The 23,801-nt window shown below is 74.9% G+C and carries 19 protein-coding genes; 7 read left to right on the top strand and 12 right to left on the bottom strand.

Annotated elements, in window-relative coordinates:
- The first annotated feature begins 83 nt into the window (after positions 1-83).
- Positions 84-716: a YHS domain protein gene (locus ACYVGT_RS08365; protein WP_460855883.1), complete on the top strand. Its 633-nt coding sequence runs from the start codon at positions 84-86 to the stop codon at positions 714-716.
- 118 nt (positions 717-834) lie between these two features.
- Here ACYVGT_RS08365 and ACYVGT_RS08360 read toward each other — a convergent pair whose 3' ends face one another.
- Together ACYVGT_RS08360 and ACYVGT_RS08355 are read right to left on the bottom strand one after the other, a co-directional pair.
- Positions 835-3,813, bottom strand: a complete 2,979-nt coding sequence (locus ACYVGT_RS08360; protein WP_460855882.1) for a BTAD domain-containing putative transcriptional regulator — start codon at positions 3,811-3,813, stop codon at positions 835-837.
- Between the two features lie 120 nt (positions 3,814-3,933).
- A complete protein-coding gene (locus ACYVGT_RS08355) occupies positions 3,934-4,479 on the bottom strand; it encodes a hypothetical protein (RefSeq protein ID WP_460855881.1) in 546 nt (181 codons plus the stop codon).
- Positions 4,480-4,765: 286 nt separating this feature from the next.
- Between ACYVGT_RS08355 and ACYVGT_RS08350 the strand changes: the two genes are divergently transcribed.
- Together ACYVGT_RS08350 and ACYVGT_RS08345 are read left to right on the top strand one after the other, a co-directional pair.
- Positions 4,766-6,319, top strand: a complete 1,554-nt coding sequence (locus ACYVGT_RS08350) for a toll/interleukin-1 receptor domain-containing protein (RefSeq protein WP_460855880.1) — start codon at positions 4,766-4,768, stop codon at positions 6,317-6,319.
- Between the two features lie 56 nt (positions 6,320-6,375).
- Positions 6,376-6,876 (top strand): hypothetical protein, encoded by a 501-nt coding sequence (locus tag ACYVGT_RS08345; RefSeq protein WP_460855879.1) that lies wholly within the window; start codon positions 6,376-6,378, stop codon positions 6,874-6,876.
- Between the two features lie 288 nt (positions 6,877-7,164).
- On the opposite strand, the gene ACYVGT_RS08340 is transcribed toward ACYVGT_RS08345, so the two are convergent.
- The gene (locus tag ACYVGT_RS08340; protein WP_460855878.1) at positions 7,165-7,509 is read right to left on the bottom strand and encodes a hypothetical protein; all 345 of its coding nucleotides are present in this window, start codon (positions 7,507-7,509) and stop codon (positions 7,165-7,167) included.
- 865 nt (positions 7,510-8,374) lie between these two features.
- On the opposite strand from ACYVGT_RS08340, the gene ACYVGT_RS08335 reads away from it, so the two are divergent.
- Both ACYVGT_RS08335 and ACYVGT_RS08330 read left to right on the top strand, forming a co-directional pair.
- A complete protein-coding gene (locus tag ACYVGT_RS08335; protein ID WP_460855877.1) occupies positions 8,375-8,578 on the top strand; it encodes a cold-shock protein in 204 nt (67 codons plus the stop codon).
- A 283-nt stretch (positions 8,579-8,861) separates the two neighbouring features.
- Entirely contained in the window at positions 8,862-10,388 is a 1,527-nt protein-coding gene (locus ACYVGT_RS08330; protein WP_460855876.1) for a DEAD/DEAH box helicase, read from the top strand.
- 144 nt (positions 10,389-10,532) lie between these two features.
- On the opposite strand, the gene ACYVGT_RS08325 is transcribed toward ACYVGT_RS08330, so the two are convergent.
- Entirely contained in the window at positions 10,533-10,856 is a 324-nt protein-coding gene (locus ACYVGT_RS08325) for a MerR family transcriptional regulator (RefSeq protein ID WP_460855875.1), read from the bottom strand.
- 263 nt (positions 10,857-11,119) lie between these two features.
- Entirely contained in the window at positions 11,120-11,737 is a 618-nt protein-coding gene (locus ACYVGT_RS08320; RefSeq protein ID WP_460855874.1) for a cysteine hydrolase family protein, read from the bottom strand.
- Between the two features lie 183 nt (positions 11,738-11,920).
- On the opposite strand from ACYVGT_RS08320, the gene ACYVGT_RS08315 reads away from it, so the two are divergent.
- Positions 11,921-12,313: a hypothetical protein gene (locus ACYVGT_RS08315; protein ID WP_460855872.1), complete on the top strand. Its 393-nt coding sequence runs from the start codon at positions 11,921-11,923 to the stop codon at positions 12,311-12,313.
- Between the two features lie 77 nt (positions 12,314-12,390).
- Positions 12,391-15,630, top strand: coding sequence for a DUF4132 domain-containing protein (locus tag ACYVGT_RS08310; protein WP_460855871.1), 3,240 nt, complete (start codon positions 12,391-12,393; stop codon positions 15,628-15,630).
- Positions 15,631-15,680: 50 nt separating this feature from the next.
- On the opposite strand, the gene ACYVGT_RS08305 is transcribed toward ACYVGT_RS08310, so the two are convergent.
- From ACYVGT_RS08305 to ACYVGT_RS08275, 7 genes are all read right to left on the bottom strand, one after another.
- On the bottom strand, positions 15,681-16,454 hold the full coding sequence (locus tag ACYVGT_RS08305) for a lysoplasmalogenase (RefSeq protein WP_460855869.1): 774 nt from the start codon (positions 16,452-16,454) through the stop codon (positions 15,681-15,683).
- A gap of 54 nt (positions 16,455-16,508) precedes the next feature.
- The gene (locus ACYVGT_RS08300; RefSeq protein ID WP_460855868.1) at positions 16,509-17,345 is read right to left on the bottom strand and encodes an ABC transporter ATP-binding protein; all 837 of its coding nucleotides are present in this window, start codon (positions 17,343-17,345) and stop codon (positions 16,509-16,511) included.
- A complete protein-coding gene (locus ACYVGT_RS08295) occupies positions 17,342-18,376 on the bottom strand; it encodes a FecCD family ABC transporter permease (RefSeq protein ID WP_460855867.1) in 1,035 nt (344 codons plus the stop codon). The genes ACYVGT_RS08300 and ACYVGT_RS08295 overlap by 4 nt, the downstream gene beginning before the upstream one ends.
- Positions 18,373-19,419, bottom strand: a complete 1,047-nt coding sequence (locus ACYVGT_RS08290) for a FecCD family ABC transporter permease (protein WP_460855866.1) — start codon at positions 19,417-19,419, stop codon at positions 18,373-18,375. Before ACYVGT_RS08290 ends, ACYVGT_RS08295 begins: the two co-directional genes overlap by 4 nt.
- A gap of 323 nt (positions 19,420-19,742) precedes the next feature.
- Entirely contained in the window at positions 19,743-20,765 is a 1,023-nt protein-coding gene (locus ACYVGT_RS08285) for an iron-siderophore ABC transporter substrate-binding protein (protein ID WP_460855865.1), read from the bottom strand.
- Positions 20,766-21,050: 285 nt separating this feature from the next.
- Positions 21,051-21,854: an AraC family transcriptional regulator gene (locus tag ACYVGT_RS08280; RefSeq protein WP_460856001.1), complete on the bottom strand. Its 804-nt coding sequence runs from the start codon at positions 21,852-21,854 to the stop codon at positions 21,051-21,053.
- A 157-nt stretch (positions 21,855-22,011) separates the two neighbouring features.
- Complete coding sequence (locus ACYVGT_RS08275; RefSeq protein WP_460855864.1) at positions 22,012-23,586, bottom strand: Na+/H+ antiporter NhaC family protein; 1,575 nt, start codon at positions 23,584-23,586, stop codon at positions 22,012-22,014.
- Positions 23,587-23,801: the final 215 nt, after the last annotated feature.

The raw sequence follows: 23,801 nt of genomic DNA, 5'->3' as shown, positions 1-23,801 counted from the left end.
GACACCGGCACGCGGCCGCCGCAGGCGTCTGACAGGGATTTGGCAGGCGCTCCGGGCAGCGTCGGGGGCGGAGGTGACCGCCGATGATATTCATCGAACTGTTCGCGCCCGCAGGGGCGCTCGCGCCGGAGCGGCTCCGGCGCACGGCCGTCCGCCTGGGTTCACTCCAGGAGCTCGACTCCGACCCGGGAGAGGCCGAGGAGATCGCGCCCGCCCTCGCGCAGGTGTTCGGCTCCCTGTTCCAGGTGGTGGTGCACGAGTGCCCGGTCTGGGTGGTCAGCGAGGACGCACTCGCCGCGGACGACCGGCCCCGCTTCGCCGTGCGTATCGCGCTGCCGGCGCCCTGGCGGAAGGATCTGAGCGCGACGCTGATCACGACCGCGACCCGGATCCTCGCTGAGGAGTCCGGGCTGGGGGAGGCCGCCTACCGGGAGCCGCTCGTGCAGGTGCACGTCGTGGGCATCACCGAAGGCAGCCTGGGCCTGCACGGCCAGCCCACCACCTCGCAGGGGGTCGTGGACCTGATGAACCAGCCCTTCGCGGAGGACGCCGAGCAGGGCAGGGCACTGAAAGACCCGATCTGCGGAATGCTGGTCCCGCTGGACGGCGACTCCCCCACGCTCACCCTGGACGGCACGCTGTACGCCTTCTGCTGCAAGGGGTGCCGGGCCGACTTCCAGCGGCGGCAGCAGAAGGAGGCAGCCCGCGCCCGGTAGCGGCCGGCGCCCTGGCGCAGGCCGCGGGGCCGGTCCAGGGCGTGCCGCGCATCGGCCCGAGGGCGTGAGGGTGGGGGGCGCTCGTCGCGCAGCAGGGCAGGTGTCCACCCAGCACGCCCTAGCGGGCGCGGATCATTTCGAGGGCCCGGTCGGGTGCCAGGGCGCGGCCCTGCTCGTAGGCGGCGCGGTGGGTCAGCAGCACGGCGGCGACCCGGGCAACGTCGGGATGGTGCGGGTTGGGCCCGCCGCGCACTGCGTCGGCCGCACCCAGCACCTCCGCGGCAGAGCGGGCAGCTCCCTGCTGGTTCAGCAGGTCGGCGATACCGACGGCGGCGCTGGCCAGCAGCGGCGTGTCGGCGATCGCGGAGGCGCGGGCGAGCGCGTCGGTGAAATGGCACCGGGCCGCCTCGGGGCTGCGGCTGGCCGCCGCGAGGCGGCCTTCCGCGGCCGCGCGCAGCGCACCCACCGACTGGTCGGCGCAGCGCGGAGCCAGCTCCAGGTGCTCCCGCGCCTCGGCGGTGCGGCCCGCCTGCCGCGCGAGGTCGGCCAGGCAGATCCTGGCTGCGGCTCCGTGGCGGGCCTCCTCGGCGGTGGCGGCGACCTCCTCGAGGACGGCCTGTGCCGCGGCGGTGTCGCCGATGTCGATGCGGACCATGGCCTGCCAGACGAGCGCGCCCTCGGCTGCGCCGAGCGCGCGCGCCGCGGGTTCGGCCTCGGCCAGCAGGGCGCCGGCCGCACCGGCCTGGCCCGCGGCGGCCCGGTCCGCGGCGGCGGCTGTCAGCGCGAGCGCGAGCCCCCAGCGCTCGCCGGCCGCGCGGAAGCCCTTCGCGGCCTGTTCCATGTCGGCGCGGCTGCGCTCCGGCCGGCCCGCCGCATCATGCAGCAGGGAGCGGGCCAGCAAGAGGACCGCGTCGGTCCACGGGTCGGGGGATCCGAGGTGCGGACCCAGCTCGGCGGCGCCGATGCCGGGCGCGCCCGCCGCCAGTGCCGCGACCGCGCGGACGAAGGCGCCTGCGGGGCCGCCCGCCTCGGGCAGCGGGGCGGCGTCGGCGGCGGCTCCGTCGAGGGTTCCCGCCAGCGCGGCGTTGAGGAGGTAGGCCGCCGCCGCGCGCACGCGCAGCCCCTCTGCTGCCGGCTGCGCGCCTCTGGCCGCCCGCAGGACCCCGCTCAGCAGGCGCACCGCTTCGGCGTGCTCTCCCCGGATCGCCCAGTAGAGGCCGAGGGCGGCGCCGAGCCGCAGCGCGGCCTCCGCCTCGCCCGCATCGGACGTGAACCGGAGCGCGGCGACCAGGTGGACACGCTCGGCGTCCAGTACCTCGAGCCAGCCCAGCTGCTCCGCGCCGCGCAGGTGGGGGGCGGCTCTTTCGGCGAGCTCCCGGTAGCAGGCGGCGTGCTCCGCGAGCGCGGCCTGCAGCTCGCCCCGCTCGGAGAGGCGCTCTCTGCCGTAGGCGCGGACGGTGTCGAGCATCCGGTAGCGGTCCCCGTCGCGGTCGATGAGCGACTTGGCGGTGAGGGCGAGGAGGTCGCGGCGGGTGATGCCCAGGCGCTCCGCGGCGTCCGCCGCGAAGCCGCCGGGGAAGACGGCGGCCCGCTCGGCCGCGCCGCGCTCGCTGTCGGAGAGGAGGTCCCAGCTCCACGCCACGGCGGCCTGCAGCGTCCGGTGCCGGCGCGGCGAACCGCGGGATGCATCGCCGAGAAGGGCGAAGCGGTCGTCCAGGCCCGCGGCGAGCATCTCTGCGGACATGGACCGCGTTCGGGCGGCGGCGAGTTCGAGCGCCAACGGCAGGCCGTCGAGGCGCCGGCAGATGTGCGCCACGGCGCCGGCCTCCGCGGCGAAGGCCGGGTCGGCTCCCTGGGCCCGCTCGGTGAACAGGCGCGCCGCGGAACCGGGGTCGAGCGGCGGCACCGGCAGGACGGCTTCGCCGCTCAGGCTCAGCGGCTCCCGCGACGAAGCGAGGATGCGCAGCTGCGGACAGCGCTCCAGCAGCACCTGAACCAGGTGCGCCGCGGCGTCGAGGACGTGTTCGCAGCAGTCCAGCACCAGCAGCGGCGGGCGCAGCGCGAGGGCTTCGGCGATCCGGTCAGCGGCGTCCGGGGAGCTGCGCAGTCCGAGCGCACCGGCCACGGCGTGCGGCACGTCGCCGGGGTCGGCGACCGGCCCGAGATCGGCGAAGCGGGCGCGTTCGGCGTCGGCGGCCGCACGCACGGCGATCCGGGTCTTGCCTGCGCCGCCCGCCCCGACCAGGGTCACCAGGCGGTGCGTGCGCAGCCGGTCGGACAGCTGCTGCAGTTCTCTGTCGCGCCCGATCAGCGCGGTGAGCGGCGCCGGCGGGGCGCCGCGCTGCGCGGCGGGGCCGGGCTCCGCTGCGCCGCGGAGCAGGCGCAGGTGGAGGGCCTGCAGGTCGGGCCCGGGGTCGGCGCCGAGCGTCTCGGCGAGGAGGGTGCGGTACTCCTCGTAGGCGGCGAGCGCCTCGCTCTGGCGGCCTTCGGCGGCGAGCGTGCGCACCAGCATCAGCCGCAGCCGCTCGCGCACGGGGTTCGCGGCGGCGAGCCGCTCCAGTTCGGCCGCTGCTCCCCACCTCGGGCCGCCGCCGGCGAGGTCCGCCTCCGCCCGGTCCTCCACGGCGTCCAGACGGCGGGACTCCAGGGCCGCCGCGGCCGCCGCGGCAAAGGGGTACCGGTCGGCGCCCGCCAGCGGGTCGCCCCGCCAGAGCGCGAGCGCCTGGGCGAGGGACTCGGCCGCGCCGCGGGTGTCGCCGGCGGCCAGCGCGCGGCGCCCGCCGATTGCCAGGCGGGTGAACCGCAGGGCGTCCACGGCGTCGGCCGGTACGTCCAGCAGGTAGCCGCCGGGGGAGGTCCGCACCGCTGCCGGGTCCGGCAGGAGCCTCCGCAGCCGGGATGCCAGGGAGTGCAGGGCGGCGTCCGGGTGGGCGGGCTCGGAGTCCGGCCACAGGTCGCCGGTGAGGGCCGCTGTGCCGACGGGGTGCCCCGCATCCAAGGCGAGCCGCACCAGCAGTGCGCGCACCCGCGCCCCGCCGATCCGCACTTCACCGCCCCTGCCGGCCACCCGCAGCGGCCCCAGCACGTCGACCCGCATGCCGCCATTCTGCCCCCGCTGCCGGCGTACTGCTTCCCGCACCCAGGGGCGACGCTTGTGCTACGCAGATCCCATTGCGGTAGCGGACCCGTCGGGCAGGGCGGCCGATACGCTGCCGAGTCAGGTGCGGCCGTCGGGGTCGTGAGGCGAGGCGATGCCGTGGAAGTCGGCGACCCCGGCGACCTCGGCGAGGAGGCGGGCGAGGTCGGTCAGCGCGGTGCGGACCTCGGCGAGCTCGCGGCGGAGCTCGTCAGCGTGCTCCCACGCCCGCTCGTGTGCAACCAGGTCGCCGCCCTCCGGCAGCGTGGCCTCATAGGAGGTGAGCGCGGGGTGCCAGCGGGCGAGGAAGGGGCGCAGCGCGCCGTTCAGCACCGCCACCGAGATCGCGCCGAAGGACAGTTTCCCGCGGGGGCGGCGCAGTGCCACATCCGGGCCGTAGCGGCGCAGGATCTCGCGAGTGCTGCCGAACAGGGTGTAGACCGAGCCGAGCGCTTCGCGCATCAGGCCCTCGTCCGGCCGCAGGTCGACGACGGTGACGCGGGTGATCAGCTCGACATAGAGCTCCCAGGCGGCCCGGCGCTCAGCGTCATCCGGCTCCCACACGCCGCTGATCTCGCCGAACATCGGAATCGAGAGCTTCACGGACACCTGGCTCGGCTTCGGCACTCGCCTTGTCTCCCTTCGCGCGCGGCCGAGCAGTCGCGGCCTTCTGCAGCCGCGCAGGCACCCGGTCGCGCCGTCGCGTCGCCCTCGCAGCGGCATCGGCGCGGGCCGGCGGAACACCGGGGGAATGCGGCGGCTGCCGCACCGGATTCTTCCACCGACAGTACGGTACACATCGCCGCACCCGGGGCAGAAGAGCACATCCGTTATGGGGAATCGCGTTGCCCCTGCGGCCGCTGTGACGCCGGAGGCTATCCTTTCACCGGCGTCCGCAGCGGAAGGAGCACGTTTGGCACACGCTGACTGGGACGTCTTCTTCAGTTATCCGCGCGCTGACTACCGGCTGGCGGAGCCGCTCATCAGTGCGCTCCGGGAGCGCGGCCTCCGCATTTTCGTGGACAGCAGCAATGTCCGCGATTTCTCCAGCATCAGCCGCAGCCTCGCAGAGAACCTCGCCCGCTCCACACTCTTGCTGGCCTTCTACTCGGAACGCTACCTTTACCGCCGGTCCTGCAATTTCGAGCTGACCGCCACCTATGTGGCCGGCCAGCGCGAGGGCGACCCCTGCCGACGTATCGCCGTCGTCAATCCCCACACCGGGTTCGACCACGTCCACCCCACTGAGCTGCGCGACCGGCGGTCGCTGTCGCTCTACGAGTACTCGGGCCGGCTCGACGCGCTTGCCGCGGCCATCGAGGAGCAGGTGCGCTCGGTCGGCGGCGCGATCGGCGCGCCCCCAGAGGCGGCTGCCACCCCCTGGTACCCGCCCCCGCCACCGGTGGGCAGCACTGCCGCGCAGCCGTTCCGCGCCGAGTTGTGGGCGGCGCACAGCGCTCTGCGGCCCGGCGCAGCGGCGTACCACACCGGAGCATGGGAGGGCGGGACCGCGCGGCTCTGCTCGCTCGACCGGGCGGCCGCGGCGGCCTTCGCCCAGGACTACGCCCTGCAGTTCAGCGCGTCCTATCCCGGCGGCATCTTCTGGTTCTCGATGGGTGAGCGGCCAGAGGAGCCGGCCGAGGACGCGTTCACCCGCGGACTCGCCACGGTGTGCGAACTGCTCGGTATCGGCGAAGCGGTCAGAGGGGATCCCGCGGTGCAGCTAGCCGAGGTGGCCGAGCGCATCGACCGGTCGGGCGCGCCGTCGCTGTGGGTACTCGACGGCCTGCCCGCGCCACACGGCCACGCGGCACTGCGCCGGTTCCGCAATCCGCAACCGCGGGGGTCGACGCTCATCACTGGAGCGGTCTCCCGCGCCGACGACCCCGGGACCCTCGTCGACATCGCCTTCCCCGACCTGGACGGCATGCGGCCGGTGCTGCTGCAGGGCGCGCCGCCCGTCGTCGGCAGCCGGCCCGGTCAGGACGAGTCGGCGGACCTGATCGTGCGCAAGGTCGGCGGCCACCCTGCGGCGCTGGCGGCGGCGCGCCGGCTGCTCACGACCGCCGACCCGCCCGACCTGGCCTATGCCCTCGTGGAGAGGCGCTTGGACGACCCCGACGAGGACGTGCTCTCCTTCGCTCCCCGCTACTCGGCCGTGCTGGACGGCCTCGCCGATTGCATCGGAGCGCTCAGCGCGCCGGCCCGCGCGGCGGTGGTGTGGGCGTCGCGGGTCGAGGGCGGGTGGGCGCCGGTCGACCGAGTGGTGCGTGCGCTGTCCCTGCTGGAGCCTGGTTCCCGCGGGGGCGCCGCAGGGACGGTGGCAGAACTGGGCGACCTTCCCTTTATCCGGCTTGCTGCGGGCAGGCTTGGCGTGCACCCGCTCGTCACCCGTACCGTGAGATACAGGTGCCGGGATTCGGACATGGTCGGCGGGCTGAACCGGGTCTGGGAGCGGGCGCAGTGACGGCGCCCCCCTGTGCGGCCGCGCGAAGGCCGCAACGAACGCGAGGGAGCAACGGCATGACCGAAGGCAGCCGGACCCACGGCGGTCCCGCCGAGGAGGCGCGCACCGCGGCGTTCGCCCTGCAGGTTGAGCTGAGCACCCGCATCGGGCTCAGCCTGCTCCGCGACGCCGAGGGCATCCTCAGCGAAGCGTTCGCCTCCCTGGAGAGTGTCCAGGCGACGGCAATGCAGACGCGCGCCGAACTCAGCGGCGCGCTGGAATCCGCCGCCCAGGGCACCGGAGACCTCGCGGAACGAGTCCGCGATCGCGCCCGCGCACTCTCCGACGACGTCCTCGGCCCGTTCCTCGACCGCTGGCGGCCGCGTTTCGCCGCACTTGAGGAGCAGCGCCCGACCGGACGCACCCTGGTCGACCACGAAACCGCGTGGCAGGACGCCGACGCCTTCCGCGCGGCACTGCGCGAGCTGGCCGAGCCGCTACACGCAATCAACACGGCCCTCGCCGACATCACCGGCGCCGACCTGGAGCCCCCGCGCGGGAACGCCGCCGCAGTCTGACGGCCGGCCCGCTGCAGCGCACGCCGAGCTGAGCGCGGCGCCGCGCGCGGACTACCGCCGCCTCCTCGACGGCTAGGCCGCGATGCCTGCCCAGCCGCCAGCCTGCCCGGCCATCCCGGCTTGGGGATGGCCGCCATCGCTTCCCTGCGAGAACAGCGCCGCAGCCGGCGAGCGCCGTGTCGCGTAGCGAGCGGAGCGGCGGTAGCCCGTACGGCCTACTGCAGCCCACCGGACCGCACCGCCCTGTCACCTGCCTGGCCGCGCAGACGGCGCCAATGCGCGCGCCGGTCAGTCGGGGATGCAGGTGTGCGCGCCGATTGCGTCGGCTACCTCGGCCGCGCCGTTGACGGCGGCGAGTTCGGCGGGCAGGCGGTCCGCGAGGGTGCCGGCGTCGGGTTCGGGCGCAGTGGCGATGCGCTGCTTCTCCAGGATCGGCAGCATGCCGCGCACGGGTAGGCGATGAGCGAGTCCTCCGGCCGGTTGGCCTCCCCCGGTACCGACGTCCGCGGTGCGGCAGTCGCCCTCGACGATTGCGACGTTGCCGGCCTCTGCGGCCTCGGCGCGGGCCCGCGCGGTCCGCAGCACGGCCGCGTCCGCGTCCACGCCGACCACGCGGCCGGTAGGCCCCGCCATCTGCGGCGAGGAGCGCCACGTCCCCGGCCCCGGAGCCGAGGTCGGGCACGGACATCCCCTCGGCGATGCCGGCGCCGGCGGGGAGCCGCCGCATCGGCGGCCGGCGGTAGGCGGCCCGGAAGATCAGCCGCTCCGTCTCGGCGTCTCCGCGCTCCATCAGAGAGGCCGGGCCGCCGCCCCGGCCCTCCCCTCCACCGGTTCCCCTGGCGCCCCCTCCTTCGCCTGCTTTCACGGTGCCGCCGGCATGCGCCGGCGGCCTTTCCCCGCCTTACCCGGATGGGCCGGATTGGAGCACGCGAATTCGCGGGTGAACGCAGCGGAAAGTCCGCGCAAATGCTTCGCTGCGCAATGCTCGGCCGCGGCCGCCGAAAGGGCGCCGGTGCACCGGGGCGGGCCCGCGGGCCCGTCCCGCCGGCCCCCGCTCCGGCCCGCCGGCGGACCGGAGCACCCCCGCGTTTCGCCGCACCGGCGCCCAGAGTGACCAAAATCGCGCACCCGGGCGCGGGGCCGCGGGCGCGGACGGGCGTCCAGCCCAAACACGCCCGCAGGACGGGGCCGGGGGCAGGTCGTCCACTCCAGGCGAGAGAAAACCTCTCTTGGCCGCGCGAGAATTCCCCGAGGGGCCCGGACAGCATTTGGTGTGGCGGCAGCCCAGCGCCGAGATGCCCTTTGACATGGGGTTTTTCCGTGCTAGCGTCGGTGCCGGTTGCAGTTGTGGTTCCCAAGACTTCACCGCCGCCGCGGGTCCTCATCCGCGGAGCGGTATTCGAGTATTTCGGTATTTCTTCCGGACGGGCAATCATTTCGGCAGCCCCGAGGGGGGCACAGTGCGTTCCTCGGGTAACGCCCCGAAGGAGATAGTATTTTGGCGACTGGCACCGTGAAGTGGTTCAACGCGGAAAAGGGCTTCGGCTTCATCGAGCAGGAGGACGGCGGCGCTGACGTGTTCGCCCACTACTCGAACATCAACGCCACCGGCTTCCGCGAGCTGCTCGAAGGCCAGAAGGTGCAGTTCGACGTCACGCAGGGCCAGAAGGGCCTCCAGGCGGAGAACATCACCGCCGTCTGACACTGACACGCCGGCGAGCTGTGGCCCGTGCCCCCGGGTGCGGACCACAGCTCGCCGTGTTGCGTGTGCGGCTGCTGCCGCACCGCTGATCCCCCCCGGCGCCGCTCTCGACCACGGCGCCCGCGGACGGATCCGGACCAGGCGCGCCCTGCGCGGCGCCCGCCGGCCGGACCTCCGCGCGCCTCCGGCGCGGCTGCCCCGCTTTCGAACGCGGCGCACTGCGGTCGGCTCCTGCCGCCGCGGCCCTCCGAGGCGCTCCCATTCCACGCCGAGAAAGGCCGCAATGAGCCGAACCGCCGACCGCTCGGGACGCGCGCCGAACCGCCCGTCCCGCCCCCGCCCCTCCGGGCGCGACGCCGGGCGCAACCGCAAGGGCGGAGGCAGCAAGCCGCGCCCGTCCGGCGAGTTCGCCCTCCCCGAAACCATTACCCCGCCACTGCCCGCTGCCGAGTCCTTCGCCGAGATGGACCTGCCGCAGGAGCTGCGCGCCACGCTCACCGAGCTGGGCATCACCGCCCCGTTCCCGATCCAGGCGGCCACGCTGCCGAACTCGCTGAACGGGCGGGACGTCCTCGGCCGCGGCCGCACCGGGTCCGGCAAGACCCTCGCCTTCGGCCTGCCGCTGCTGGCGCGGCTGAAGGGGCGCACTGCGGCGCCGCAGCAGCCGCTCGGCGTCGTTCTGGTGCCCACGCGCGAGCTCGCCCAGCAGGTCACCGAGACGCTGACGCCCTACGCCCGCGCCCTGCGGATGCGCATCACCACCGTCGTCGGCGGCATGTCGATCGGCCGCCAGGCCGGCGCGCTGCGCCGCGGCGCCGAGGTCGTCGTCGCCACTCCGGGCCGTCTCGCGGACCTGCTCGAGCGCGGCGACTGCCGGCTCGACCAGGTGGAGACCGCCGTCCTGGACGAGGCCGACCAGATGACCGACATGGGCTTCCTGCCGCAGGTCACCCGGCTGATCGACCGGATGCCGCCGCACGGCCAGCGGATGCTGTTCTCGGCGACGCTGGACCGCAACGTCGACCGCCTCGTCCGCCGCTACCTGCACGACCCGGTCGTGCACTCGGTGGACCCGACGGCCGGCACGGTCACGAAGATGGACCACTACGTCTTCCAGGTGGAGGCCGGCGACAAGCGCGCCGCCGCCACCCGCATCGCCGCCCGCTCCGGCCGCGTGATCATGTTCGTGGACACTAAGCGCGGCGCCGACCGCATCGTCAAGCACATGCTGTCCCAGGGCGTGCGCGCCGCGGCGCTGCACGGCGGCAAGTCGCAGCCGCAGCGCACCCGCACGCTGGACTGGTTCCGGGACGGGCACGTCACCGCGCTGATCGCCACCAACGTCGCTGCCCGCGGCATCGACATCGCCGACCTGGACCTGGTGGTCAACATCGACCCGCCCCAGGACCACAAGGACTACCTGCACCGCGGCGGCCGCACGGCCCGGGCCGGCGCGGCGGGCAGCGTGGTCACCCTGCTCCTGTCCGACCAGCGCCGCGACATGCTGCGGCTGCTCGACGCGGCCAAGCTCTCGGTGCGGGTGAAGGACGTGCGCGCCGACGGGGCCGAGTTCGACGCGGTCACCGGCGCGCAGGCCCCGCCCGGAACCCCGGTCGAGATCGCGCCGCCGGCCCAGCAGGAGCCCCGCTCCGGCTCGCAGCGGCGCCGCCGGGGCCAGGGCGGCCAGGGGCAGGGCCGCGGCGGCCAGGGCCAGCCGGGCCGCCGGCAGTCCGGGCGCGGCGGCTCCGGCCGCGGCTCTTCGGGCCGCGGTGGCTCCGGGCGCGGCAACCCCGGGCGCCGGGCCGCCTGACCGCCCAGCTGAGCAGAGAGGCGCGCCGTCCCCGTCCACCGGGGGCGGCGCGCTGTGCTTCCGGGGTGCCGAACCCGCATCCGGGCCCCGCGGCAAGGTCACTGCCGCCGGACTCCGCGCCGGGCCGGACGGCCGCGGCGGAACTCAGCGGTCGCGTTCGGCGCGCATCTCGGCGTTGATGCGCTGGGCCTCTTCAAGCTGGTCTTCCAGGATGATGATGCGGCATGCGGCATCGAGCGGTGTTCCGCCGTCGACGAGTTCGCGGACCCGGGCCGCGATGCGCAGCTGGTAGCGGGAGTAGCGGCGGTGGCCCCCGGAGGAGCGCAGCGGCGTGATCACCTTCGTCCGGTCCAGGCTGCGCAGGAACCCGGGCGTGGTGCCCAGGAGCTCGGCGGCGCGCCCCATGCTGTAGGCGGGGTAGTCCTCGTCGTCGAGCTTGCGGTCGATGTCGTGTGGGTCTGGACTCACTGCATCCTCTATGGTTCACGGCCCACGGCACGGTGCACCGGGCACTGTGAGCGGATGGCACTGCCGCCGCCGGGCTCTGCGCCCAGCACGGCCGGCCCGCGCAGCCCGCCCGAAGGGCGTCCCGCTCATCCGCCGCCCTGGCACCTCGAATCCTGCCGCGCCCCCAGCGTACTCAACCCTCCCCACCACTGAATATCTCCCGCCCCCACGCAAGCTTTCCTCGCGCGGAATACCAAGGAACATCCGGGCGCACCGGGCTCCGGTCAGGCGGCGCCGGCGGCCAGCCCCGCTCCGGCGTCCGCTGCGGTGACCGGGCCCGCGGTGGTGAGGGCGAGGTTGGCCAGGGATGCCCGGTGGACCGGTTCCTCCTGCGCGGTGGTGCAGTCGGCGACGGGGTGGACCGTGAAGCCGAGGTCGCTGGCGTGCCGCGCGGTCTGCTCGAATGTAAGGTTGGTGGCGACGCCGGTGATGAGGAGCGTGTCGATCCCGCCGGCGGTCAGCCGCTCGGCGAGGGCGCTGCCGGCGAGCCCGGACAGCTTCTGGTTGTCGATGACGCGGTCCGGGGCTGCAAGCGCCCGCGCCTCCTCGACCAGCTCCGAGCCCGGGGCATCCGGGCGGAACTGGGCGGCGCTGCCGGCCACGGCCTGCATCATCGGGGTGTTGGCCGCCATCAGGCCGCCGTCCTCGGGGAGGACGAACCGCGTGAAGTAGACCGGCACCCCCGCGTCCTGCGCCGCGCGGTGGAGCTGCGCGGCCCGCTCGCGCACACCGCTGCGCTGCACGGCCGGGCCCAGCATCGGGCCGAAGTAGCCCTCCTCGTCGACCACGTTGACCTGCCAGTGCAGGGCGAGGACGGCTGTGTGCCGCGCGTCGAAGCGCATGGCGGCTCCCTGGGGACGAAAGTGGGGCAGACACGGCCGACCCTACGCCCGCCGCCTCCGGGGGTTCGGAACGGCCGCCGTGCTTGCCCGGCAGACCCGGCCTGCGCTGCGCCCCCTGCACCGGGCGGCGGCTCGGCGCAGCGGGCGGGCGGAGGTGTCGGCGGGCGGCCTTAGAGTCGCGGCGTGACAGAACCGATCCAGCGCGGCATTGCGGTCATCCGGGACGCGGCGACCACGGGAGCGCCCGGCCCCGCCGTGGAGCTCAGCTTTCCCTCGGAGCGGACCACCGTCCGCGCAGTGATCCGGCAGCGGGTCCTGCACGCGGCCCCCCGGCACCCCGGTCCGGACTGCACCGCGCCTCCCGCCGCACCGGCTGCGCCCTCCCCCGGGCCGGGCGGCCCGGCCGCCGCCGGCGACGCGGAGCAGCGCGTCGCAGCCGCCTGCCGCGCCTTCGAGCGCAACGGCCTCCTGGTGCTCGTGGGCGAGCGGCAGGCCACCGAACTCGATGAGGAGATCGACCTCGCTGCCGGCGCGGAGATCACCTTCCTCGCCCTGGTGCCCCTCGCGGGCGGGTGACGCCTGCGCCGGCGGCGGCTCCGCTGCCGGCCCGGCCGCCCTGACAACACGGAATACAGAAGAGGGAACCCAACCCCATGCCCCCTGCCTCCACCCCCGGAGCCGCCTCCTCCGCCGCTCCCGGCTCCCCGGAGTTCTTCGCGTTCACGCCGGCGCTGCCGCCCGCCGTCGAGCACGCCGACGCCGCCGCGGCGTGCGCCGCCGTGCTCAGTGCGGCGGACTTCGCCGCAACCGCCCGGCGGCTGGTCCTGCTACCGGACGAGGTGCGCGGCCGGATGGCGGCCCACGCCCTCGTGCTCTACCGGGAATCCGCTCCGGGCCCGGAGCGGCGGCGCATTCTGCACCTGCACGCGTCGCTGCTGGCGCGCCAGGTCGACCTGCACGACGGCGACGGGTTCGAAACCGCAGCTCTGCTGGCAGCGAGGGACATCGGGCCGGACGGACCGCAGAAAATGCGCGCGGTCTGCCAGACCGCACTGGACTCCCCCGGCATCGCCCGGAACGCGGACCGGCTGCGCACCCTCGACCGCGAGTTCCGCCGCCGGCTCGCCGAGAACACCCTGCCGCGCATGCTCGAAGCGGCCGACGACCAAGAGCCCCGCGAAAGGATGGTCTGGCTGGCGACGGTGCTGGGGCCGGGGCAGGGGATCGTGGCCGCTTCGGCCTCGGCGCAGGCGGCGCGGGACCTGCTCGCCGCGCTCCCGGAGGACCGGGTCCTGGATGTCATCGGCGAGCGCCCGTCCACGGACGACATCAGCAACCGCCTCGCCGAACTGCCCGACGGGCTCCGGACCGAGCTCGATGCGCGCGCTGCGCAGCTGTACGCCGCAGCGGCGCCCGGAGAGCAGCGCGAAGCAGCCCTGTGGGCGCGGGCGGCGCTGTGGTCGCGCCCGCTGCAGCCGCTCGGCGAAGAGGCGGTCGTCGAGCTCCTGGAGGCCGCCGCTGCGATCGGCGACGCGGCTCCTGCGGTCGAGGCGGTCCTGGGCGACCGCCAGGCAGTGGAGTACCTGGCCGAGTTGATCACCGGGCTGCCGAAGAAGGTGCAGGCGGAGGTCGCCGACGTCTGCGCCGAAACCTACTCCCCGACCGGCTCCGCGCGGCGGCAGAAGCGCGCGGTCCACCTGCACGCGCGGCTGACGATGGCCCTGAACCGCGCCGACGACCGCCTCGCCGAGCAGCGCCAGGAGCGCCTCCGGTTCGACCCGGACAGTATCGGCCCGCGGGTCGGCTGCCTGGAGCTGGCGTGGGTGGAGCTCAAGGCCGGCCGGGACATCCCCCAGCCGCTGGCCGACGCGCTGCGCCGGGACGATCGCAGCGCAAACCCGTTCCGCGCGCGCGAACTGCGCGCGGTGGTCAAGCTCGGCACGGGCGGCTGGCCTCCGCTCAACGCCGGCCAGCCGTGGGCGGACCGGGCGCTCGCCGACCTGGCGGCGCACCCGGAGTGGGACGGCCTGCTCCGGCATGCCTCGACGGCCACCGCGTCCCGCCCGGCCGCGCGCTGGACCGCCGCGGGGCAGGAACTGCTCGACGGGCTCAGCGAGCACGGCGCGGAGGAGTTCCGCGCGGCGGCGCTGGAGTGGCTTGCCCTGGTCCGGGTGCCGACTTCCGACACGTACCACGACCCGTACAACACGCACGCGGCGCGCGGCGTGGTCTGGCTGCTGTCGCTCCTGCCCGAGGACGCGGCGACCGTGCGCGCCATCGCCGCGCTGCTGGAGCGGTCGCTGCGCAAGTCCCCCGGCGTGGGCCCCGGCCTGCCGCCGCTCGGCAACGCCTGCGCGAAGGCGCTGGCCGCGCTGCCCGGCGAGGCGGCGTTCGCCGAGGTCGTGCGGCTGGCCGGCCGGACCACCTACACCCCGACCCGCAAGCTGCTGGACGCTGCGCTGGACGCCCGCGCCGCCGAGCTGGGGATCACCCGCGAGCAGGCCGCAGAGCTGGCGCTGCCGGTCTACGGGCTCACCAGCGTGGGACACGCGGTGGAGCACTTCGGCGGCGCCCGCGCCGAGCTGTCGGTCGAGGCCGGAAAGACCGCGTTGCGCTGGTTCAACGACCAGGGCACACCGGTGAAGTCGGTGCCGGCCGCCGTCCGCCGCGAGCACGCCGAGAAGCTGGCCGAGCTCAAGGGCCGGGTGAAGGACATCACCGGCGCCGTCACCTCCATCGCCCGGTCCCTGGACCGCTCCTACCCCGAGCCGCGGGAGTGGGACGCCCCTGACTGGCGGGCCCACTACCTCGACCACCCGGTCGCCGGCGCGGTGGCCCGCCGGCTGATCTGGACGGTCGGCGGCACCGCGGCCCTGTACCGGGACGGCGCCCTGCGCGGTCTCTCCGGGGACCCGGTGGAAGTGCGGGGCACCGTGCAGCTCTGGCACCCGCTGGACGGCTCCGCCGAGGAGGCGCGCGCCTGGCGCAGGGCGGTGGAGGAGTCCGGGACCGTACAGCCCTTCAAGCAGGCGCACCGCGAGGTGTACCTGCTCACCGACGCGGAGCGGAGCAGCGGGACCTACTCCAACCGGTTCGCCGGGCACTTCCTGCGCCAGCGCATGTTCCGCTCGCTGGCGGCCGAGCGCGGTTGGAACGACGCCCAACTGCGCATCAACCACCACCACACGTTCTATCCCCCGGCGGTGCGGGAGCTGCCGGAGCACGGGCTCCGCGCGGAGTACTGGGTACGCGGAGACGACGGCGAGGAGTCGGAGTCGGGCGCGGAGCCCTACTGGCTGCTCGCCGCCGACCAGGTGCGCTTCTATCCGGCCGGTGCGCCGCAGAACCTCATCGGCGACGAGCCCGGCAGCCGCTTCGGCCCGCACGGGGGGCACCGGGTGGAGCCCGTACCGCTGGAGTCGGTGCCGGCCCGGGTGCTCAGCGAGATCCTGCGCGACGTCGACCTGTTCGTCGGCGTCGCGGGCGTCGGAGCGGACCCGCTGTGGGAGGACGGCGGGCCGGGCGGCCAGCTCCGCGCGTACTGGGAGGCGGCGGCGTTCGGGCCGCTGACGGAGACAGCGGAGACCCGGCGGGATGTCCTGGAGCGGCTGCTGCCGCTGCTCGCCGCCGGGGACCGCTGCCGGATCGACGGGCGGTTCGTGCACGTCCGCGGCGCGCTGCACGAGTACCGGATCCATCTGGGGTCGGGCAACGTGCTGATCGGTGCGGGCGCGCGGCACCTGTGCATCGTGCCGGACAGCGCCGCCGCCGCGCCGCACGGCCTTCCGCTGCCCTTCCAGGGCGACCCGGCGCTGTCCCTGATCCTCAGCAAGGCGCTGCTGCTGGCCGACGACGCGGCGATCACCGACCCGGTCATCGTGCAGCAGCTCTGACGGTTCCGCGCCGCTCCCCCGCCGCGGCCCTGGCTGCCGCCCCCGCTGCGCTACTTCTCCGGTGCAGCGGGCGCGGCGGGCGCGGGCGCCGATCCGCCGGGCAGCTGCAGTGCGCCGGCCCGCGCGAGCAGGCCGGCGGCGATCAGGGTTTGGGCCGCGATGTAGGTCGCCATCACCCAGAAGCCGCTGGAGGGCAGCGTGAAGCCGGGCACGAAGGCGCCCAGCGCGATCAGCGCGTCGGAGACGAGGAAGAGCGCTCCGCCGGCCGCCGTCCAGGGCCCCAGGCCGGTGGCGAGCACCGCCATGGCGCCCAGCAGCAGCCCGTAGAGCAGGACCGGCACCAGGAGGCCGCCGGCGTGCGGCGCGCACAGCCACACCAGCAGCGCCACGAAGCCCGCGTAGGGCGCCAGTGCCCAGCGGTGCCGGTGCAGCACGCTCGCCCCGCGGTGCGGCAGGAACACCGCCAGGTACACGGCCTGGGCCACCAGGAAGCCGCCCACCATCAGCAGGAACGCGGTGTCCTCGGCGGCGAGTCCGGGCAGCGTGTCGCCGAGCCAGGAGAATGCCAGCGCGGCGAGCAGGAGGCGCACGGTCCGCGGCCGCGGGGCCCGGGTGGCGGCCAGCACGCACAGCGCCAGCGCGGGCATGAGGAGGACCTGCGTCGGGCGGTCCCAGCCGGCCAGTCCGAGCAGGTGCCCGGCGAGATGGGCGGCCGCCACGGCCGCGAACACCGCCGCGGCGGCGCGCAGGGCGCGGCGCGGACGCGGGCGGACCGCGGAACCGCTCTGCTCATCTGCGCCGTTCGGGGGGATATCGGGGCTCACCGCCCCAGAATAGGACCGCCCTGCACCCCGGGAAGGCTGCGGCCGGTCCCGCGCTCAGCTGCCCGGCATGCCCGCCGCCCGGTCCGCCTCGGGAAGCGTGTGGTGGCGGCCGATCGGAAGCATCAGGGGCTTGCCGGAGACCGGGTCGGTGATGGTGGTGCTGCGGATGCCGAACACCGCCTCCACCGTCGCCGGGGTGAGGACCTCCTCCGGGGTGCCGGCGGCGTGCAGGCGGCCGTCGGCGAGTGCGACCAGGTGGTCGGCGTAGCGCGCGGCGAGGTTGAGGTCGTGCAGGACCAGCACGACGGTGGTGCCCCGCGACCGGTTGAGGTCGGTGAGCAGGTCGAGCACCTCGACCTGGTGGTTGACGTCGAGGAAGGTGGTGGGCTCGTCCAGCAGCAGCAGCTCGGTCTGCTGGGCCAGTGCCATCGCGATCCAGACGCGCTGCCGCTGCCCGCCGGAGAGCTCGTCGACCGGCCGGTCCTCCAGGCCGTTCAGCCGCGTCGCGTCCAGCGCCTCGGCGACGGCGGCGTCGTCCTCCCTGCTCCACCGGGACAGCACCCGCTGGTGCGGATGGCGGCCGCGGCCGACCAGGTCGGCCACTGCGATGCCCTCCGGCGCGGTCGGCGACTGGGGCAGCAGGCCGAGGGTCCGGGCCAGCTCCTTGGGCGCCATCCGGTGGACTTCGCGGCCGTCCAGCAGCACGCGGCCGCCGCGCGGCGCCAGCAGCCGGGCCATCGACCGCAGCAGGGTCGACTTGCCGCAGGCGTTGGCGCCGACGATGGCGGTGATCCGGCCCGGCGGTACGGCCAGGTCGAGCGATTGGATGACGTTGCGGTCCTGGTAGCCGACAGTCAGGCCGTCGGCCAGGAGCGAATGCGCCGCGGTCACAGCGAGCCTCCCGCGCGGGTGGAGCGGACGATGAGGTAGACGAGGTAGGGGGCGCCGAGCACACCGGTCACGATGCCCACCGGGTAGCGGGCGCCGAGCAGGAACTGCCCGGCGAGGTCGCCGGCGAGCACCAGCACCGCCCCGACCAGGGCGGCCGGGATCAGCAGCGAGCTGCCGCGGCCGACCAGCCGCGCCGCGATCGGCCCGGACAGGAACGCCACGAACGAGATCGGCCCGGCGGCCGACGTCGCGAACGCGATCAGCCCGACCGCGCCGAGGATCGCGGCCAGCCGGGTGCGCTCGACACGGACGCCGAGCGCGGCCGCCGCGTCGTCGCCCATGCCGAACTGGTCCAGGTCGCGCGAGCGCGCCAGCAGGAACGGCGCGATGAGCACCAGGGCCGCCGCGGCCGGCAGCACCTGCTCCCAGGAGGCGCCGTTGAGGCTGCCGTTGAGCCAGCGCATCGCCTCCTGCAGCCCCCACTGGCCGGCCCCGTTGAGGATGTGGTTGGTGACGCTGTCCAGCATCGCGGCGATGGCGATCCCGACGAGGATCAGCCGGGTGCCCGCCGCGCCGCCCTTGTAGGAGAGCAGGTACATCGCGATGGCCACGGTCAGCCCGCCGGCGATCGCGACCAGCGAGACGGCAGGGCCGCTGAGCGAGAGCACCACGATGGCGAAGGTCGCCGCGGTCCCCGCGCCGGCGCTGATGCCGATGATGTCCGGGCTGGCCAGCGGGTTGCGGAGCAGGGTCTGGAAGGTGATGCCGGCGATGCCGAAGCAGAGCCCGGCGACCACCGCGAGCACGGCCCGGGGCAGCCGGAGCCGGCCGACGGTGAACGAGGCGCCGGGCACGTCCTGGCCGAGGATGACGCCCAGCACGTCGCCGGGCGGGTAGAAGGTGTTGCCGGCCATGAGCGCGGTGGCGAACCCCGCCGCGATGAGGGCGGTGAGGGCGGCCATCACTGCGGTCCGCCGGCGCGTGCGTCGCCGCCGGCCGCGGACCACGGCCTCGATGGTGCTGGTGCTCACAGGGCGCGGACCTTCTGACGTCGGACGATGGCGATGAAGAACGGGGCGCCGAGGACCGCCGTGAGGATGCCCACGTCGATCTCGCCGGGCCGGGCCACGACGCGGCCGGCGATGTCGGCGGCGGTGAGCAGCGCGGCACCGCCCAGGGCCGAGAACGGCAGCAGCCACCGGTGGTCGGGGCCGCCGAGCAGGCGGCACACGTGCGGCACCACGAGGCCGACGAAGGCGATGGGGCCGGTGGCGGCGGTGGCACCGCCGCAGAGGACGACCGCGCCGAGGGCGGCGGTGGCCCGGGCGAGCGCGACGCGCTGGCCGAGCCCGGCGGCGAGCTCGTCGCCGAGGGCGAGCAGGTTGAGGCCGCGCGCCGACAGCAGGCAGACGGCGAAGCCGACCGCGAGGAACGGCAGCACCTCGCTGATCATGGCGAATGTGCCGCCGCCGACACCGCCGATCTGCCAGGACCGGGCCGAGTCGGTGATGTCGGCGCGCACCAGCACGACCGCGCCCACCAGGCAGGCGAGCGCCGCAGAGGTGGCCGCGCCGGCCAGGGCGAGGTTGAGCGGGGTGGAGCCGCGCGGGCCGAGCGTGCCGACCAGGTAGACGAAGACGGCGGTGACTCCGGCACCGGCGATCGCCGCCCACACGTAGCTGGTGGCGGTGGTCAGGCCGAAGAACGCGATGCCGGAGACGACGGCGAGGGCGGCGCCCGTGTTGACGCCGAGGATGCCGGGGTCGGCCAGCGGGTTGCGGGTGACCCCCTGCATCACCGCGCCGGCGATCCCGAGAGCGCCTCCGACCAGTACGGCGAGCAGCGTGCGCGGAATGCGCTGGGCCACCGCGGCGGCCCCGAAGCCCTCGGTGGACCCGCCGAACGCGGCCGCGATGTCGCCCAGTCCGACCGACCGCGACCCGACCGCCACCGACGCCGCCATCAGTCCGAGCAGGGCGGCCACCAGCACGATCAGCCAGAGGAACCGCCCGCGCTTGGGGCGCTGGGCCGGCGCGCTGGCAGCGGCGTCCGGCTCCGCACCGGGGGCCTGCACGGCTGCTCCCGCCCCGGCACCGCCGGCGGGCCCCTCTGCCGATACGTCCGTCCGGGCCGCATCGGCCCCTGGTGTACTCACTCAGAACTCCGGATCTCCACCCGCCGGCGCGGGATCAGCGGTCTCGCTGCTGCCGGGGCCCGCACTCCGCAGCGGCACCGCGGGGCGTCCGGCGGCCGCTCCGCGGAGGCCCGGGCGCGCGGCGGCGGGAGCGGCGGCATGCCCGCGCCCCGGGCGCCGGAAGGCGGCCGGGGGCGCGGGGCAGGGGGCCGGGGCACCGGACGGCGCGGGAGCGCCGCCCGGTCCGGCAGTGCACGTCGCGGTCACGCGGTGTCCGCAGCCTCGCCGAGGAGGTCCAGGTAGTCCGTGAGCACGTAGGGGATGCCGAGCGGCGTCGGGTTGGCGGCGGTGCCGATCTCGCTCTCGCCGGGGAGGTTGACGACGGCGCCGTTCTCCACGGCCGGCATCTGCGACAGGAGCGGGTCCTCCTCCAGGGCCTCGACGATCTCGTCGCCGCCGTAGGTGACGATGACGTCGACGTCGTCGAAGGTGTCGGCGCGCTCGGCGCTGTGCGTCAGCGAGAACTCGTCGGTCTCGGCGGACGCCTCGGCGACGCTCTTCGGCGTCTTCATCCCGATGTCGGAGAAGAACATCGTGCGGGTGTCATGCGTGGTGTAGTAGCTGACCTCGCTGAGGTCGGTGGTGTCGACGTGGGTGAGGAACATGGCCGACACCTCCTGCAGCTTGGGGTGCTCGGCGGCGCCCTCCTCGATCGACTTCTCCAGCTCGGCGATGAGCTCCGCGCCCTCGTCCGCCATGCCGATGGCGCTGCTGTTGAGCTCGATCATCTCCCGCCACGGGGTGCCCCAGGCGGTCTCCGGGTAGGCGACGACCGGCGCGATCTCGCTCAGCGTGTCGTAGTCCTCCTGGGTGAGGCCGGAGTAGGCGGCCAGGATGACGTCGGGCTGGGTGTCGGCCACGGCCTCGAAGTCGATGCCGTCGGTCTCGTCGAACAGCACCGGGGCCTCGGCGTCGAGCTCCTCGAGCCGCTCGGCGTCCCAGGGCAGCAGGCCGTCGCCGTCCTCGTCGCCGAAGTTGGCGGCGGCCATGCCCACCGGCACGACGCCGAGCGCCAGCGGCACCTCGTGGTTGGCCCAGTTGACCGTGGCGACCCGTTCCGGCTTGCTCTCGATGGTGGTGGAGCCGAGGGCGTGCTCGATCGTGACGGGGCTCCAGTCGCCGGAGGCGGCGCCGTCCTCCCCGCCGGAGGAGGGGGCGCAGGAGGCCAGTGCGGCGGCGGACAGCACGGCCGTGGAGGCGGCGGCGATCCGTGAGAGGCGGGGCATGGTTTCCTTCCAATTCGCGGCAGCGCCGCACCCGGGGCCCGGTTCCGCGAGGGACCGGGGACGGCTCTCGCGGGCTGCGCCGGTCGGCAGCGCGGTGGTGCGGGGGGCACTGCGCGCCGAGGGGAACCCGGCACTCGCGAGAGGATTAGGTTTGCCTAACCAAAGCTAGACCGGACCGGGAGGGTTCGCAATCGCGCGAAAACGACATTCGCGTACGCGAAACGGACACGGGCCGGGCGCGGGCACCGGGCGCCCGGCAGCCGCCTGGGGCGGTGCTGCGGCTGCCTACTGCGCGCGGAAGCGGGCCGGGCTCGTCCCGGTGACCCTGCGGAACGCAGCACCGAAGGCGCTCGCCGAGTGGTAGCCGACGTGCGCCGCGACCTGCTCGACCTCGTCGCCCCGCGCCAGCAGCGCGATGGCCTGCTGCACCCGCAGCGTGAGCAGCCACCGGCTGAAGCCGAGGCCGGTCTCGGCCCGGAAGGTGCGGGTGATGGTGCGGGCGCTGACGCCGAGCCGCGCCGACCAGCCCTCCAGCGTGGTGGAGTCGGCCGGATCGGCGGCCGCTGCGGCCACGATCGGCGCCAGCAGCGGCGCCTCGGGGCTCTGCACCAGCACCGGGTGCTCGGCGGGCGCGAGGACGTCGAGCACGAGCGCCTCGGTCTTGGCCCGCGATTCCGCGGACAGGCCGCCCTCGTCCAACCGGTCGAGGAGCAGCCGCAGCAGCGGTGTCATCTCGACGGCGGTGGGGCCGTCGGCGATCGACGGCGCGGCGTGGATGGACAGCTGCGCGGCACAGTGCCAGGTTCCGGCGGGCGTGCGGCCCGAGTGCGGCGTGCCGGCCGGGATCCACAGGCCGGCCGCCGGGGTGATGGCCCAGACGCGGTTGCCCACCCGGGCCGTGGAGGCTCCGCGCCGGTTCCACAGCAGCTCGTGCGTCGGGTGGGAGTGCTCGGCCCAGTAGGTGTCGCGGGCGATCAGCTCCTCGCGGCCGAGCAGCACATAGGCCACCTCGACCTCGCCGGCGGCGTAGGAGGGAAGCCGGCGCGTGTCGGCGTCCGCGGCGCCGGGCGCAACGGGCGCAGCGGGCACACCGGCTCCGTCGGCCGCACCGCCCGCACTGGCCGCAGTGGCCGCGCTCTCCGCCTCTCCTCTCAGCACGCGCCCAGGATAAGGCTCGCCTTACCTGACCCGGTGCGGCGGGTCCCTGGTCAGCGGGGGTGCGGCGGCCGGTGCCCGGCCGGCCCGGTCAGGGGGCCGGCGCAGCGGCCGGCTCGGTGGAGGGCTCCTCCGGATCGGGGGTGCGGCCCCAGAAGCGGTGCAGGAGCAGGGCGGCAGCACCCAGAACGGCGGCGCCGGTGAGGAGTCCGGCCACCGCGGAACCGGTGGGTCCGGCCACGGCGAAGGCGGACAGTCCGGCGACCGCGGCCGTCACCGCGTAGGGGATCTGGGTGTTGACGTGGTCCATGTGGTCGCAGGAGGCACCGGTCGAGGACAGGATCGAAGTGTCGGAGATGGGCGAGCAGTGGTCGCCGAAGATGCCGCCGGAGAAGACCGCCGCGATGACGATCGCCATCGGCAGGTCGAGGGCGGCGCCGAGCGGCATGGCGATCGGGACCATGATGGCGAAGGTGCCGTAGGAGGTGCCGGTGGTGAACGCCACGAGGCACCCGGCCGCGAACAGCAGCGCCGGGATCGCCGCGGGCCAGACCCCCGCCTGGGCGAGCTCGACGAGGTAGGCCGCGGTGCCGATCTCCTCCGACACCGACCCGATCGACCAGGCGAGCGCGAGGATCACGTAGACCGGCGCCATGCCCTTCACGCCGGTCACCACCAGGTCCATCGCCTCACCGAAGGAGAACTGGCGCCGCGCCAGCCCCATGGCCAGGGCCACCGCGCCGGCGCAGAACGACGCGATGAGGATGGACAGCGCGCCCTCCGACTCGCCGACCGCGGCGACCACGCCGACCTCCGGATAGCCGCCGGTCCACAGGAACAGGACCGGGATCAGCGCGAGCAGCACCGCGACCGGCACCAGCAGCGCGCTCACCCGGAGCCGGGTGCCCTCCGCGGGCTCCACACCGGTGATCTCCTGCCCGGTGGGCGGCTTCGCCCCTTCCCGCTGCAGCGCTCCGGTGGTGCGCGCACGGTGCATCGCGGCGGCCATCGGGCCGTACTCGATGCGGGTGAAGACGGTGACGGCGACCAGCGCCAGGGCGAGGATCGCGTAGAAGTTGAACGGGATGGTGCTCAGGTAGACGGCGTAGGGCGAGCCGCCGAGGTCGAGTGCCGTCAGCTGGGTGCCGATCAGGCCCATCACGAACACCACCCACGTCGACACCGGCGCCAGCAGGCAGATGGGGGCCGACGTCGAGTCGACGATGTAGGCGAGCTTCTCCCGGGCGACGAGCATCCGGTCCGAGACCGAGCGCATCACCGAGCCGACGGTGAGCGCGTTGAAGTAGTCCTCGAAAAAGATCGCCAGGCCGAGCAGCAGCGTGGAGCCCTGCGCGCCGGTCGGGGTGCGCACCCGCTTCGAGATCGACGCGGCCAGCGCCTGAGCGCCGCCGGTGCGCTGCAGGAATGCGATGAGCACGCCGAACATCCCGCAGTAGATGAGGACGGTCGCGCTCCACGGGTCGCCGACGCTGGGGATCACGAAGTCACCGAACGCGGCGTAGAGGCCGAGTGCCGGGTTCCATCCGTTCAGCATCGTGGCGCCGAGCCACACGCCGGCGAACAGCGCGGGGATGACCGTCCGGGTCGCGATGGCCAGCACGATGGCGATCACCGGGGGAGCAAGCGAGAGCACGCCGAATTCCATGGGGCGACTGTACGCATACCGGCCCCGGGCGTCCCGGGCCCCGTATCGGTCCGCTCGCGCGCGGACGCTGAACGGCGGGAAGTGCCCGCCCTCGGCTGCCCCGGCGGAGACCTCCGAGGGCGGGCGGCAGAGGCGGTCGGCGCCGACGGTCCGTCCTCCGTCGGCACCGACTCGTGCCTGCTCGGTCGCCGACGTTAACGCGGGCGTCCGACAGG

This window comes from Nocardiopsis coralliicola (assembly GCF_054779695.1).
The sequence above is the reverse complement of the archived record's forward strand: the minus strand, read 5'-3'. Positions and strand labels throughout refer to the sequence as shown.

What these genes read in the sequence shown, in the direction of transcription:
- ACYVGT_RS08360 (WP_460855882.1), bottom strand. Translation starts at nt 3,813, where the DNA reads ATGCGGGTCGACGTGCTGGGGCCGCTGCGGGTGGCCGGCAGGGGCGGT.
- ACYVGT_RS08310 (WP_460855871.1), top strand. Translation starts at nt 12,391, where the DNA reads ATGCCCCCTGCCTCCACCCCCGGAGCCGCCTCCTCCGCCGCTCCCGGC.
- ACYVGT_RS08345 (WP_460855879.1), top strand. Translation starts at nt 6,376, where the DNA reads ATGACCGAAGGCAGCCGGACCCACGGCGGTCCCGCCGAGGAGGCGCGC.
- ACYVGT_RS08365 (WP_460855883.1), top strand. Translation starts at nt 84, where the DNA reads ATGATATTCATCGAACTGTTCGCGCCCGCAGGGGCGCTCGCGCCGGAG.
- ACYVGT_RS08275 (WP_460855864.1), bottom strand. Translation starts at nt 23,586, where the DNA reads ATGGAATTCGGCGTGCTCTCGCTTGCTCCCCCGGTGATCGCCATCGTG.
- ACYVGT_RS08330 (WP_460855876.1), top strand. Translation starts at nt 8,862, where the DNA reads ATGAGCCGAACCGCCGACCGCTCGGGACGCGCGCCGAACCGCCCGTCC.
- ACYVGT_RS08340 (WP_460855878.1), bottom strand. Translation starts at nt 7,509, where the DNA reads ATGGCGGGGCCTACCGGCCGCGTGGTCGGCGTGGACGCGGACGCGGCC.
- ACYVGT_RS08320 (WP_460855874.1), bottom strand. Translation starts at nt 11,737, where the DNA reads ATGCGCTTCGACGCGCGGCACACAGCCGTCCTCGCCCTGCACTGGCAG.
- ACYVGT_RS08285 (WP_460855865.1), bottom strand. Translation starts at nt 20,765, where the DNA reads ATGCCCCGCCTCTCACGGATCGCCGCCGCCTCCACGGCCGTGCTGTCC.